Source organism: Vibrio sp. 1F169, from assembly GCF_041439605.1.
GTDB classification, from domain to species: domain Bacteria; phylum Pseudomonadota; class Gammaproteobacteria; order Enterobacterales; family Vibrionaceae; genus Vibrio; species Vibrio tasmaniensis_A.
In genome coordinates, this window is sequence record NZ_JBGOOI010000054.1 from 18206 (window position 1) to 32678 (window position 14473).

At 43.5% G+C, this 14473-nt stretch carries 10 protein-coding genes and 1 pseudogene; 4 read left to right on the plus strand and 7 right to left on the minus strand.

Annotated features, from left to right (window positions below; translation table 11 throughout):
• Both ACED53_RS17435 and ACED53_RS17440 read left to right on the plus strand, forming a co-directional pair.
• Nucleotides 1-482: pseudogene (locus tag ACED53_RS17435) on the plus strand (hypothetical protein); the annotation flags it as partial.
• Nucleotides 483-484: 2 nt separating this feature from the next.
• Complete coding sequence (locus tag ACED53_RS17440; RefSeq protein WP_029225497.1) at nucleotides 485-2167, plus strand: BatD family protein; 1683 nt, start codon at nucleotides 485-487, stop codon at nucleotides 2165-2167.
• Nucleotides 2168-2302: 135 nt separating this feature from the next.
• On the opposite strand, the gene ACED53_RS17445 is transcribed toward ACED53_RS17440, so the two are convergent.
• The 5 genes from ACED53_RS17445 to ACED53_RS17465 all read right to left on the minus strand — a co-directional run bounded on the left by ACED53_RS17445 (nucleotide 2303) and on the right by ACED53_RS17465 (nucleotide 8395).
• The gene (locus ACED53_RS17445; RefSeq protein ID WP_017101007.1) at nucleotides 2303-4447 is read right to left on the minus strand and encodes a GGDEF domain-containing protein; all 2145 of its coding nucleotides are present in this window, start codon (nucleotides 4445-4447) and stop codon (nucleotides 2303-2305) included.
• A gap of 319 nt (nucleotides 4448-4766) precedes the next feature.
• The gene (gene pstB / locus ACED53_RS17450; protein ID WP_009845819.1) at nucleotides 4767-5516 is read right to left on the minus strand and encodes a phosphate ABC transporter ATP-binding protein PstB; all 750 of its coding nucleotides are present in this window, start codon (nucleotides 5514-5516) and stop codon (nucleotides 4767-4769) included.
• Nucleotides 5517-5591: 75 nt separating this feature from the next.
• A complete protein-coding gene (gene pstA / locus ACED53_RS17455) occupies nucleotides 5592-6455 on the minus strand; it encodes a phosphate ABC transporter permease PstA (RefSeq protein WP_012600195.1) in 864 nt (287 codons plus the stop codon).
• Nucleotides 6456-6519: 64 nt separating this feature from the next.
• Complete coding sequence (gene pstC / locus ACED53_RS17460; protein ID WP_009845821.1) at nucleotides 6520-7449, minus strand: phosphate ABC transporter permease subunit PstC; 930 nt, start codon at nucleotides 7447-7449, stop codon at nucleotides 6520-6522.
• A gap of 124 nt (nucleotides 7450-7573) precedes the next feature.
• Complete coding sequence (locus tag ACED53_RS17465; protein ID WP_009845822.1) at nucleotides 7574-8395, minus strand: phosphate ABC transporter substrate-binding protein; 822 nt, start codon at nucleotides 8393-8395, stop codon at nucleotides 7574-7576.
• A gap of 460 nt (nucleotides 8396-8855) precedes the next feature.
• Here ACED53_RS17465 and ACED53_RS17470 point away from each other — a divergent pair, with 460 nt between their 5' ends.
• The gene (locus tag ACED53_RS17470) at nucleotides 8856-10499 is read left to right on the plus strand and encodes a methyl-accepting chemotaxis protein (RefSeq protein ID WP_017101006.1); all 1644 of its coding nucleotides are present in this window, start codon (nucleotides 8856-8858) and stop codon (nucleotides 10497-10499) included.
• Between the two features lie 203 nt (nucleotides 10500-10702).
• Here the strand turns inward: ACED53_RS17470 and ACED53_RS17475 are convergent, their stop codons facing one another.
• Together ACED53_RS17475 and ACED53_RS17480 are read right to left on the minus strand one after the other, a co-directional pair.
• Nucleotides 10703-11596 (minus strand): lipase secretion chaperone, encoded by an 894-nt coding sequence (locus ACED53_RS17475; RefSeq protein ID WP_017101005.1) that lies wholly within the window; start codon nucleotides 11594-11596, stop codon nucleotides 10703-10705.
• 39 nt (nucleotides 11597-11635) lie between these two features.
• Nucleotides 11636-12577, minus strand: coding sequence for a triacylglycerol lipase (locus ACED53_RS17480; protein ID WP_012600192.1), 942 nt, complete (start codon nucleotides 12575-12577; stop codon nucleotides 11636-11638).
• 516 nt (nucleotides 12578-13093) lie between these two features.
• Here ACED53_RS17480 and ACED53_RS17485 point away from each other — a divergent pair.
• On the plus strand, nucleotides 13094-14341 hold the full coding sequence (locus tag ACED53_RS17485) for an SGNH/GDSL hydrolase family protein (RefSeq protein WP_029225496.1): 1248 nt from the start codon (nucleotides 13094-13096) through the stop codon (nucleotides 14339-14341).
• Nucleotides 14342-14473: the final 132 nt, after the last annotated feature.

The following is a 14473-nucleotide window of genomic DNA, read 5'->3' on the forward strand; positions in this document are numbered from 1 at the left end:
AGCAAGACGATTCTTCGCAAAGCTCGCAGGATCAACAACAAAGCTCAGCTGACAATGGGAAGTCGCAAAGTCAAAGTGGTAGCCAAGATCAAAGCAACAAACAAGATCAAAGTGAAAACCAAGATCAGAATACTGACCAAAGCCAAGCTGATGATAGCCGCTCTGATTCCAAGACGGATGAAGAAAGCGACAAGCAAGCTGTGCAACAAAACAAAGCGGATCAAGCAGATAAACAGTCACAGGACAAAGGTGACTTAGCATCTCAAACTGCCCAAGCACAAGAGGCTGCTAAGGAAGACAGTGATAACAACACTCAACCAGCTGCAGCACAAGCATCAGGTCAACCTATGTCGAGCGATCCGGATATGCGAAAGCTTGAGCAAGTAGAAAGCGCCCGTGACCCGAGCCAACTGCTTAAAGCGCAAATGATTCTACAAGCACGCCAAAAAAGTGCTCCTAACAACCAAAACAAAAAGTGGTAACCATGCGCTCTTTAAACAAGCCATTTTTCTCAATACTCCTGACTTTGTTGCTGGGAGCTTTATCTTCCTTCTCTGCATTGGCAGCAACGGCCGTAGCGAGCGTTTCACAAAACAGCGTAACTAAAGATGAAGTCTTCCTACTTAGAGTCGCAACCGATGAAAAAGTATCGTCAGGTGCTTTAGATCTAACGGCTCTCCAACAGAATTTCTACGTCGGCACCCCAAGCTTTGGGTCATCAATGCGAATCATCAATGGTAGCCGCACTGTGTCTAGCGAGTGGAATATTACCCTTGCCCCACTTCGATTAGGCCGATTAGATATTCCTAGCTTTGATATTGAAGGCGCCAAAACCCAACCGATCACCATCAACGTTTCGGTTAATAAAGCCGCTCCAAAGCAGAGTGATATGGCCGAGTTTCAACTTAATCTGAGTAAAGACTCGCTATACCCTCAAGAGGTCGCGGAACTTGATGTAAAACTCATCATCAAAGCGGATCCAAGAAGATTACAAGATCCCCAAATCTCTCTACCAAACTCATCAAATTTGGACGTGGAACCCATCGGTGAGTCGAAACAGTTCCAAGATGTTATCAACGGACAAGAAGTCACAGTTGTTCAGCAATCTTTCCATATATCCTCACAGCAAGCAGGACAATTTCAGCTTCAAGGGCCAAAGTTAACCGGTGCTGTTGTTTACTCAACCAACAACTCAAGCAAAACTCGTCTTTTCCAGCTCGATACTCCTGTTGAAAGTCTAAATGTCACCGTCAAGCCTGTACCAAAAGGCTATCAAGGTGAGTGGTTACCGACCTCTGACTTCAAGTTGCTACAGAAATGGTCAGACAGCCAAGGTAATGAGCTAACAGATAGCAATGGTTTCGATAGTAATAAGCAAGGTTTTGAATTGGAAGCGGGCGATTCTCTAACTCGAACTATCACTATGACGGCTAGCAACTTAACACAACACCAACTGCCGAAACTGAACATCACCTACCCTAAATCGATACGTGTTTATGAAGAGAAACCGCAATTTGGCACAACCCAGTCTGGTGATGCTGTGGTCGTTTATAAGCAAGTATTGATTCCGAAAGAAGCCGGAAATATCTCGCTTCCTGATGTGTCTCAAGCTTGGTTCAACACCGACACTCAATCGGAACAAACCAGTAAAGCGCTTGGCTTAAAATTGTCGGTACAAGCTAGTGAGCGAGCAACATCAAGTATGCCTCCTCCAGCGATTGAAGCACCGGCACAACAAGCTAGCCCGACGATTGTTACCGTTGAAAACCCAGGAATGTGGCCTTATCTAACGGCGCTGTTTGCTGCTTTATGGATAATTAGCTCTGCGGTTGCTTTTTACTTCTGGTCACGCCGCGCTACAGCAGTAAAACAAAAGCAAAAAGATGAACGTCAATCCGATACGGCAGAAGCGCTTATTGCAGCTCTGAAAATGAAAGACGGTGTGAAGACGAGAACCTTGTTCGAACAGTGGAAAACAGAAAACCCAGACTTGAGTGATGAGACGTTAGAAACAATCGAAGCTGAGCTCACCAAGCTAAATCAGAGCCTCTATGCTGAAGCTTGCTCACCAAGTCAGTCATGGGACCCTTCTGAGGCAATCAAAGCGGTTAAGAAACCAAAACGCATCTCGAACAAAGCACACAAGAGCACATTAGAAAGGCTTTAATTAACCGGTGTTCTAAGTAAGCAGAAAGCTAATTAGGCAGAAAATCTAAGTAAAAAAAAGAACGAAGCCGTGATGACCACATTGTGATCATCACGGCTTCAGTCGTTTTTGAGAACGGGAAAAACAGATACCACACTAAGTCAGTGTAGCCGCAACTTTTCTTCGCTTTAGAGCAGAGACAATTCTATTTCGCCCTGAATCTTTCGCCTTATACAAAGCCTTATCTGCCTTGCCATACAACAAATCAAAATCGAACTGGCACTGATCCGAAGTTATCGATGCATAACCCACAGACGCGGTTAAATATTGGCTAGTGCTACTTTTACAATGGAGAATTTTTGCATCTTCAATACTTTGTCGAATCGACTCTGCACGCTGCTTTGTTGTTGTGTGATTGGTGCCGATCATCAACAACATAAACTCCTCACCGCCGATACGGCAGAAGGTTTCTTGATCACCGTAAACATGAGTGCTCAGTATCTTGCCAATGGCACGTAAAGCGACATCCCCCTCAGTATGGCCATAGACACTGTTGTACAAACCAAAATGGTCAAGATCGACAAGAATTAACCCAAAGGTGACCTCATTCTGCGTAGCAAATGCACCTTGTTCCTCACAATTCAGATCATCTAAAACTTGTGACAGCATACGGCGGTTACCAAGACGAGTCAGCGGGTCGAGTTTAGAAATCACATCGAGCTGTTCATTGGCATTTTCAAGCTCTTGAGTTCGCTTGCTAACCTCTTGTTCTAGGGTTTCATTGAGCTTTTTGATCTCTTCTTGCGCCATGGTTCTTTGTAAGACTTCAGCAAGGCTAGAGGCGAAGATACGTATCACTTCACGCAGTTGTGAAGTTAAAGGGCTTCGTGTTAGCAAATTATCCGCAGCGATAAACGCAATCGGAACGCCTGTATTTGTGGTGAGCATTGTCATTGCCGTCCAGCCAACTCCGACAATATTATAATCATGATAAATTGGGACCGATTCTTCAAAAGCAACTTGGTTAGGGTAAGTACGAGCTGCAGACACAATGTCGCGCTCTACCAGCTCGGAGCGATAATAAGACTCATCGACAATGTCGCCTTTTATGTCGGTACCCCAAGTACCTTGCATGTAACTGCAATTTTTATCGGTAAGGAAAACGGCTAATCGATCAATGCCTAAATGCTGAATAGCAAAACTGACGGCAGACTTACATACAGCACTGACGCTATCGCAGCGAGACAACTCAACCATACTCGAATGCAGCATTCGGATGTTCAGTTCTTGGCGTTTACGAATGTATATCTGAGACAGCAGAGAGCCGAACGATTCAAGCATCTGCTTTTGGTAATTGGTAATTGGCGAGCGGTGAATGTAGTTGTCCATAGCAATCCACCCTACGGGTTTATCCCCTTCACGCAAGATAAGCATACCATTCCACCCTTGCCCTACAACCTTACCTTCAGTGTAGAGTGGAGCATGTTCAATAACGACCAAGTTAGTGTGGTTGTCAGACAATGCCTCAATATATTCCGATTCAAGCTGATGCAGGTCATATTGAGTGTGATGTTCGCTGTTGGTTTTTCCTAGTTCATCGGTGCCATAGGTGCCACTAAAGCAACGCTTTTTCATATCAAGCAACATAAATATGGCGCGATCAAAACCAAGTCTATCGCGTACCGCCTCTACCGATGCTTTGTAGAGTGCGTCCAATGATTCAGGGTTCGAGAGTTCTAACGCCACCTGATGAACCAATTTCATATTCTCGACAAACAACTCTCGAAGCTTAATTTCATCAAGATATTGCGCTTCACGTGTATCCCTATGCTTAATCTCGATAGCTGCATTTTTTTCTGCGCGAATACACTGCCAGCGAGCTGCCGCTAATTGAAGGCCATCCAGCCCTTGGTCAAAGGTTTGATTAACTTTTTCTGCGATGCAATTTTGAATAATTAAATAAGTTCTACAGGCTGGTGCGTTGTCGAGCATCATGATGAACGACTCTCCACCAAGCGCTTTACTGTGCTCCCACTTGCACGTATTGAGCGACATCGGTAACACACCGTCTGCAGTGTCGAACTGTGAAACCCATGGCCAAAATGTTGAAGGGTAATGATCAAGAGAAGTTAATTCACCGCAGGAAAACAACGGTAACGAGTCGCTTTCTGGTATTGGCTCTGCAAATATTCCGATCCCTTGGGGACCAAGCATTTTAATCAGGTAGTCAAACAGAGACTCAGCCAATAAACGGTGGTCACGCGTAGCAGATATCTGTTTTGCAAAGGCTTTAACATGCACGGCGTTGATCCATTGGCTAATAAGAATAACGCAAAAATACAGAAGCCTTGATATGCAATCAATGTAACTAAAAATGAGATGTTAAGTGGGTCGCAATTTGACCTTTTGCATTATCACAAGCATGAGAAGGACTACAAAAATGGGATTTCCTGCCCAAAATTTCGTCGACATGTGATGCTTTTTAACAGCATAAAAAAGCCCCACCTAAAGTGGGGCAAAACTTCCATCGCTTATAGTTATAGTGATAATTCTGTAAATCGAATCGATTATCTAACCTGCGTTTCAGTTAGTGGTATTGACCACGTTATCGATTAAGCAATTAACCAAAGTCACCGTTTACATAACCTTTAGTGCGATCATCTTTTGGTTCGCTGAAGATAACGCTGGTTTCGTTGTGCTCTACAAGCTCCCCCATTAGGAAGAAAGCCGTGCGATCTGAAATACGGCGGGCTTGCTGCATTGAGTGCGTTACGATAACGATAGTGAAGTTCTTCTTCAGATCTTCCATCAACTCTTCTATTTTATGAGTCGCAATTGGATCAAGAGCTGAAGTAGGTTCATCCATCAAAATTACGTCAGGTTGCATTGCGATGGTGCGAGCAATACACAGGCGCTGCTGCTGACCACCAGACAAACCGAATGCGTGTGCTTTCAAACGATCTTTCACTTCATCCCAAAGCGCCGCGCCGCGAAGTGAACTTTCAACCACTTCATCAATGTGCTTTTTGTCTTTGATACCTTGAGCACGTAGTCCGTATGCCACGTTTTCATAGATGCTCATTGGAAATGGGTTTGGCTTTTGAAAAACCATGCCGACTTTGATACGTAGATCAGCCACATCGATATTGCCGTAGATGTTGTCGCCATCCATCTCAAGAAGGCCGGTAATTTTTACACCTTCAATAAGATCGTTCATTCGGTTCAAGCAACGTAATAGCGTTGATTTACCACAACCCGACGGGCCAATCAAAGCGGTCACTTGGCGCTCTGGCACGGGTAGGTTGATTGATTTAAGCGCTTGGTTTTCGCCGTAAAAAAGGTCTAGGTCTTTAATATTAAATTTGTTCATATTCGTAATCTCGTAATTCGTCAAAGTCTGTACTGTTTTTGTTTTAGGAGCTCATTTGGCTCTAGAAAACCCTGCTTAGTAAGTTGCAGTATTAAAACGTCTTGCGATCAACTTCGTGAGTGTGTTGATCAGCAGTACAAGAACAATCAGTACTGTTGCTGTGCCGTATGCTTGATTCCATTCTTCAATGGTAAATAGCTCAGTCGTTAACTTATATAAGTGAACGGTTAATGTACGGCCAGAATCCAATAATGAATCTGGGATACGAGCAACCATACCTGCGGTCAAGAATACTGGCGCTGATTCACCAATAACACGACCAATACTCAGAATAACTGAAGTGATAATACCCGGCATTGCACTTGGTAGAATCAAACGCCAGATTGTGTAGATTTTAGAAGCACCTAAACCATACGATCCTTCGCGATAAGTTTGAGATACCGCCATCAATGCTTCTTCAGTAGTACGTATAATCACTGGAAGAATCAAGATACTCAGTGTCAACGCGCCCGATAGGATTGAGAAACCTAAACCTAAAATAGCCACGAAAAATGTCATACCAAACAAACCGAAGATGATTGACGGAATACCTGCTAATGACTCGGTACAAAATCGAATGATCTTAACTAAGCGACTGCCTACTTTTGCGTATTCAGTAAGGTAGATTGCCGTCATGATACCCAATGGCGCCGCAACCGCAATCGAAGCAATAACCATGTAGATGGTCGAGATGATCATCGGGAAAATACCGTGCTCATCGCCCGTTCGCGTGTAGTCATCCGTGATGAAATTCCAATCAACGTGCTGTAAGCCGTTTGAGAGGATGTACCACATAATCCAGAACAAGAAGCCCACCGTTAACGCGGCAGCAGCCCATATAAAACCACTCAGAACGGCGTCTTTACGTGCGCGGGCTTTCTTTAACGCGATTTTATTCATCGTCTTACCTTGCGGGTTCGTAGGATTAGTTTGAGGTGCTACGTTATTTTCTAAAGACATAATGTTACCTCGCCTTCTCACGGTTCAAGTAAAGGAGAATTGCATTCAGAGACATGATGAAAACAAGGAGAACAACACCCGTCGCATAGAGCGCACTTGCGTGAATACCACTCGCGTAAGACATTTCAATCGCAATGTTCGCGGTTAGTGTACGCGCTGAATCTAGAATACCTTCAGGCATTGCTGGCGCATTACCCATCACCATAATGATTGCCATCGTTTCACCAAGAGCACGGCCAATACCCAAAATTACGCCCGTCATGATGCCTGAGCGAGCAGCCGGAACGAGCAACTTAAAGATGGTAAAGATCTTTGAAGCACCTAACGCTAAGGAACCTTCTTTGTACGTTCTTGGTACAGCACGGATTGAGGTTTCAGAAACCGTAATTACCGTCGGAAGGATCATCACACCCAGAACAATAATACCCGCCAAAATCGTGTTACCCGCAGGCACTTGAAATACGTTTTGAATCAGGGGAACGATAATAACGAGTCCGAAGAAGCCGTAAACTACCGAAGGTATACCCGCTAGCAATTCGACAGCAGGACGAATGATGTCCGCCAGACGCTTTGGCGCGATTTCAGCAATAAAAATTGCCGTTAATACACCAATCGGCACACCGACCACTACTGCACCTAATGTCGATACGACAGATGCCACAATCATGGTAGCAACACCGTAAAGTGCTGGTGGTAGCCAGTTCTGTCCTAGCACGATGCCCGATAGGCCCGCTTCCTGGAACGCAGGGATACTTTCTCTAACGATGAAAAAAGCAATAACAGCAAGGGATACGATGCCGATGATTGCGCTAGTAAGGAATAAGCCGTGAAAAATACGCTCTTTCCAATCTACACGCTTCTTTTTACGTAAGCCGCGTTTCAGTTGAGTCGCTTCGCTATTCATAAGCTGTTCACTATTCGTTGCGATGGTCATAACAAGTCTCACATATCGAAATCCTTAACACGCTGTATAAGCGTACGGATTAACTCGAAGTGGGATAGAAAAGGCTCAGCCTGAAAAGGTAGGCTGAGCAATATTTAATTAATTGAGATATAGATTAGTTAACTGAGATGTAGCCTTTGTTCTCAACAAGAGATTGAGCTTCGTCAGTTAGCATCCAATCTAGGAACTTTTGAGTTTCAGAAGAAGGCTTACCTTCTTTGTAAAGTACTAGGAAAGGACGAGCTACTTTGTAAGAACCGTTCTTAACGTTGTCTACAGATGCTTCAGTACCGTCAATTGCAAGCGCGTTTACTGAGTTATCTACTGTACCTAAAGAGATATAGCCGATTGCGTAAGGGTTAGATGCAACCATTGTTTTTAGTGCACCGTTACCGTTAGCAACTTGAGCACGTTGAGAGATTGCTGATACTTTCGTGCCAGAAATCTTCATTTTAAGAGACATGATGTCTTCGAATGCACCGCGAGTACCCGATGCTGTATCACGAGTGATTGCTACGATTGGCTTGTCCGCACCACCAACGTCTTTCCAGTTTGTTACTTCACCTTTGTAGATAGCCGTTACTTGCTCAGCCGTTAGACCGTCAAGACCATTCTTAGGGTTAACCACGACTGCGATGCCGTCACGAGCAACCACTTCTTCAACGAGTGTTGTTTCTTTCTCGCTATCTTTAAGGTTACGAGAAGACATACCTAAATCTGCACTGCCGTTCTTCGCCGCTTTAACACCAGCAGACGAACCAGGGCCTTGTACTTCGATAAATACGTTTGAATTCGTTTTCATGTATGTTTCAGAGAAAACTTCCATCAGTGGCGTCACGCTGCTTGAACCAACTGCTGAAATAGTTTCTTTAGCTGAAGCTGGAGTCACTGTTAGTGCACCTAAAAGAGCGATTGCACCGATAACTGTCTTTTTCATCACAAATTTCCTTAAGTGGCGTTATTGCCGTTGTGTTTAACTTGAACGGTGCCCACTTTAGAATCTGAATGTGACAGTTGTGTTTCATTAAATTGAAGCCTATATGACAGCTGACATTTATTTTCGTCTTTTTTCGTGTCAAATAACCTTGAAGCAATAAGTTTAAATAACTCATAAACGTTAAACACTTATTTCAATCTATTTAACCCAAATCGTTCAACATTCCACCAATACCGAATATTACCAATTACCACACACCAAACCATAACGGGAAAACCATAGAGAAATAAAGAAAAACGCTCATCTTGCACAATAAATAACCGTAATTTATCAATTACCTATCGCATATATCTAAATCGAATGTATTACTGATTGAATTGTTAGTCTCATTAGTTAGAATTGCGGGCTAATTATAATAAAAGCAATTGCATTTATTTATTTATTTATTAAGGGACAGTACATGCGCCAACTTCTCAGTGGCTTATCAATTAAAGTTCAAATTCTTATTCCAGTGCTCTTTTCCGTCGTATTACTTTTGACAGGTGTCATCATCGGTGGTGACAAGCTGGAAAACGCATTTAAAGATGTATCAACAGCGACAGATCAACTCATTCTACATAAAGAAGAACTCAGCGAAATCGTCGACAATAGCTACGGCATGCGCATCAAAGCAATCTATAGCTTGTTTAATCCTGATGATGTAAACACACTCGTTGAAACGCTTAACCAAAAACGTGAACAAAATTATCGGCTGTTGAACTCATTGGAAACAGTGTCAGGTATGCAAGATGAAGTCGCAGCAATGACCAAGGCGATGGACCACTACGTTAACTTCTCACGTAATACCATGCTTCCCCTGTTAAAGGCAAAGCACGACAATTCAATCCTACCTTCTGATTTTGATACAAGCTACCAAACAGCGGTTGACCAATACCGCCATGCAGGTAATGAAATGGTAAAAGCAATCGACACTCTTTCTAAAAAGCTAAACTTGCTTGCTACTCAACAAGTCCATACCAATGGTCAGCAACACACTAGCACCCTAAATACTGCGACTATTGGGCTTTTAGTGATTCTTTCTATTGCTCTTGTTATTAGCTGGACACTGGCTGGCATCATTGTTAAACCAATCAACAATATTCAGGCAACCATGCGCGAAGTAGCAAAAGGTAACCTGCTAGTAAAAGCCGAAGAACATGGAGACAATGAGATCTCACGTCTTGCGCAAGACGTAAACAAATCCGTTGAGCAATTGCGTGACACGGTAAGTTCACTGTCTCGAATCAGCATCGAAGTTGCGTCAGCATCGACTGAACTAGCTGCTGTAATGACACAATCAAGTGCGAACTCAGACCAAGAGAAGCAAGAAGTGGAACAAGTTGCTTCTGCCGTGAATCAACTTGAGAGCACAGCAGCAAACGTCAACGAAAATGCAGTACAAGCCGACTCCGCGTCTAAGCAAGCTGACGAAATGGCGACACACAGCATGAGCTTGTTTAATGAAAGTAACCAAGCAAACGAGCAAATGGCGATTCAGCTTAGCGAAGCTGCGAACGTTGTTGGCACGCTAAAAGAGCACTCAGAGAAGATTGGTAATGTCATTGAGGTTATTCAAAGCATCTCAGAGCAGACTAACCTTCTTGCGCTTAACGCTGCCATTGAAGCCGCTCGTGCAGGTGAAAGCGGACGTGGTTTTGCGGTTGTAGCTGATGAAGTGAGAATGCTAGCAGCACGTACACAAGATTCGACCAAAGAAATCCAAACCATCATTGAAGGCTTGCAGGTTCAATCTGGAAACGCGAATGAGAGTATGAGCAGTTCGCTGTCTATGTTGGAACATAACCAGACTCTTTCAGGTGAGGTAAGCTCTGCACTTTCAGGCATTGCGAACTCAGTAACGGATATCACGGAGATCAACACTCAGGTCGCCGCTGCTGCAGAAGAGCAAAGCCAAGTGACTTCAGACATTAACCGTAATATCTCAAATATCTACAGCTTAGTAAGCCAAAATGTAACAGGCATTACCCAAGCAGCAGCAGCAAGCCACGAGTTATCAAACCTCGCTGAACAACAAAAGCAGCAGTTGGGCTTCTTTAAGGTTTAAGGAGTAAGGTTTAAGGAGTAAGGTTTAAGGGCGAATAAGCTTTAAGGTTCAAGCTGTAACGGCTTATGGTATAGGCTCTAGGATACAAAATTTAAGCCTTAAACTGTAAGCACTTACTTAGCATGTACAGATTGCAGTAACCGTCCTTCATTATTAAGCCAACTATTGAGTCATCAGTAGTTGGCTTTTTTAATTTCTGGAGATTACTGATCGCTCTGAGCAGCTCTGATTCTTTCAATCGCTTCAACCCTTCTCAGCTGTTGTGGCTGAAAATGCGTAGTCCGAAGCTGTGCGATAGTCTCTTGTTGCTCAATTTCAGAGAGTTCGGAGTCATTCAAAATGTCATTTCGTTCAACAAAGTAAATTTCTAAAGCTCCATCAAAGTCCGCCCTTTGTTGATCAAGCGCTTCGAGCCTCTGTGTCGCTTCTTCTCCGACCAGTTCGCTTCTTTTCAAGTATTTACCTTGTTCGTCTAGACCTTCTGAACTGGATAGCTGTGGGAGTAATACCTGATTTTGATGACTGGCTTGAACGTAATCTGGCTGTTCAGATAGATAAGACTCAAGCCTTTGCTGATATTCTGACTCGTCTAGCCCTTCTTGTTTCAGAAGTAACTTTTCTAAAGCGATTTCCCTCATTCTGTTGTCATGGGTAAACAAAATACTTATCTCGCTCTCACTGAAAAACTGTGCTTGAAGATCGAGGAGAGCTTGATTCAGTGCACGTAAGTCCTCAGCGGATATAGAGGTGTTGTCGAACTGCACGTCTAATGCTGTCAGTGCCGCCTTGTACTCAAGATACTTGGCAAACAGTGCTTCATCGACAATCGTAGCTTGTGATTGCTCGTGGTGTTTTGCCACATTGTCGCGAATATCTTCGAGGGTTAATTCTGTATTGCCTGACACGAAATATTCCATCATGTCTTTAGCTGACGCACTATCGATTTCGGTATCTTGTTGAGAGCTAACCTTCAATGAAGAAGCGCTTTGTTCGCTGTTATTATATGAACTTGTATCTTCCTTCTTTAGATATAAAAAGACCGCCGCTGTACTCATCAGGGCTATCGTGGTTATCGACAAAATGGCGATCTTTTTCATCATACTTTCCTTATTCTCTTAATGAACGGTTAGTGCTACCTAAAGGCCGGCCAACTTCAATCGATTGGCGTGCTGACGATATAAGGTCACTGGATCGGTCTCAAAAAGATGGTGGATACCCAATAGTCCATTGATCTCGTCTAGGTGATTCATTTTGTAGTCATCACCAATCACTTTGCCCAAATGCGCGCTACATGCTCCCACTAACCCGTCATTAGGTTCATTAAAAGCTAAACCAAGGATTGTCATCGCTCCGTCGGTAGGATCAAGAAGGTTGGTAAAAGTGGAAGAGCCTGTCCATGAATAGTAATAGACACCGTTGTTTGCTTGCCATTCACCATCACCACACTCAGACGTTGGCACGCCTTCAGGGTAAAACTGATTGAATGCAAGCGAACCTTCAGTGGTCAACGCTTCAAGAGACGCAAGGCCATCTTGATCAAGATCCGTTCCACCAGATAATAGGTTGATAAGCGCCGTCAATCCACCAGCCAATTTAACCGCGATACCTTCTGAAACTGACCCTTCAGATACCGTCCCGCGAACAAGGTCTGCCACTTTAGATCCTTTATGAACACCACCAATGCTCGTCACCGAAGCAACAAGATCAGGTCGAACCGATGCGACATAGCGCGCAGTAGGACCACCGTGACTATGACCGACTAGATTCACTTTACTTGCGCCTGTCGCGGCTAATAGCGTCTCGACTTGAGCGAGTAACTGTTCACCACGAACTTCGGAACTGTTGGTAGCTGAAACCTGAGCAACGTATACGCTCGCACCATCTTTTGTTAGAGACTCCGGTACGCCATAGAAGTAATCCACGCCTGCTAATGTATCGAAACCAAACAAACCGTGTACCAGCATAATAGGGTATTTCGTTGCAGTGTATCCGCTGGTTTCTAATGCTGATGCGCTTGTTCCGGCATAGACGCCAAAACTGGATAGGCAGGCTATCGTCCAAATTAATATCTTTTTCAATGCTCTTTCCTTAAACAGATTAGACCTCTGATGAGTAAGAAAACCGTAGATGATGATTTTATAAAACAAAAAGTAACAACTTGATATTTGTGATATTGAACTTGAATTAAACAATTGTGATGAACATAGAAAATGCAACGTCGCTTGATATTACCAACGGGTAAGCTACTGATTAAATTATAATTTACCTCTCACCCTTCTGATAACGTTTTCATTTAGCATTCAATAGACAAGTCATCACATACCGGTCAATGACGACGTGTTTGCCTGCGATAGTTCGTTAAAATCAAATGTTAGATATTAGCCATTTCACTTCGAAGCCATTGTTTTTTCAATCAAAAAGTGGTTGAAACTTTGACACTTATGCCAGTTATGAGCCGCTAACAACCTGAATGTATTGACGAGAGCTATTGGTTTTAGATATAGGTCATACCAGTTATCTGCAATTTAGTTATTAAAACAGTCACAAGCAACAACGTTTTGTTTGGCTCACTAAATATAAAAGAGAATACAGTGATGAAAAATACGGCTTTTATACTCGCGTTAACCCTGCCTTTTGGCGCTTATGCTGCTGAAGATTCAATACCGACACCTGAATCCATTACATCCGCACAAGTATTTGGTACACAAGGTTCCGAGACCTATTCTTATGTTCGATGCTGGTATCGAACCGATGCCTCACATGACTCTCCAGCCACCGACTGGAAATGGGCAAAAAAAGAAAATGGTGATTACTACACGATCAATGGATACTGGTGGTCTTCTGTATCCTTCAAAAACATGTTTTACAGTGATACGCCCCAGCCTGAAATCAAGCAACGTTGTGAAGAAACGCTCGACATCCAAAATGATGCCGCAGACATCACTTACTTTGCCGCAGACAATCGCTTCTCTTATAACCACTCGATTTGGACAAATGACAACGTTGTCCAAGCGAACACCATCAACCGTATCGTCACCTTCGGTGATAGTCTTTCTGACACTGGTAACCTATTTAACGGTTCTCAATGGGTTTTCCCGAACGCTAACTCATGGTTTTTAGGGCACTTTTCAAACGGTTTAGTCTGGACAGAGTATTTAGCCAAGGCGAAAGATGTGCCTCTTTATAACTGGGCAGTAGGTGGGGCAGCTGGCACCAATCAATACGTCGCATTAACCGGAGTATATGACCAAGTCACCTCTTACTTAACCTATATGAAAATCGCCAAAAACTACCGCCCAGAAAACTCGTTGTTTACTTTGGAGTTTGGCCTCAATGACTTTATGAACTACAACCGAGAAGTGGCCGATGTAAAAGCCGATTTCAGCAGCGCTTTGATCCGCTTAACGGAATCTGGTGCAAACAGTATCCTGCTGTTCACCTTGCCTGATGCAACCAAAGCACCTCAATTCAAATACTCAACTGAACAAGAGATCATTAAAGTTCGTGGCAAGATTTTAGAGTTCAATCAATTCATCAAGACGCAGGCCAAGTATTACCAAAGCATGGGTAAAAACGTGGTGTTGTTCGATGCAAGCGCGTTGTTCGCCAGCATTACCGATAATCCAGAGCAACATGGCTTTCGAAACGCGAGTGATGCCTGCCTAAATATCAATAGAAGCTCAGCAGCCGACTACCTAAAAAGTCACAGCTTAACCAATGATTGCGCAGCGTACGGATCAGACAGCTATGTCTTCTGGGGAGTAACACACTCAACGACCGCCACCCACAAATACATTGCCGACCATATCTTAGCGTATTCATTCTCAACCTTTGATTTCTAAAGCCTTTCGAATGACTCTGTAACCTGAGACAACACCTTTCAGGAGTAGAAACCAGATACAAAAAAACCGCCCTTCATAGGTAACACTGATCATTTAAGCATTTTCCTGATCAGTTGAACGATCCTACAGATG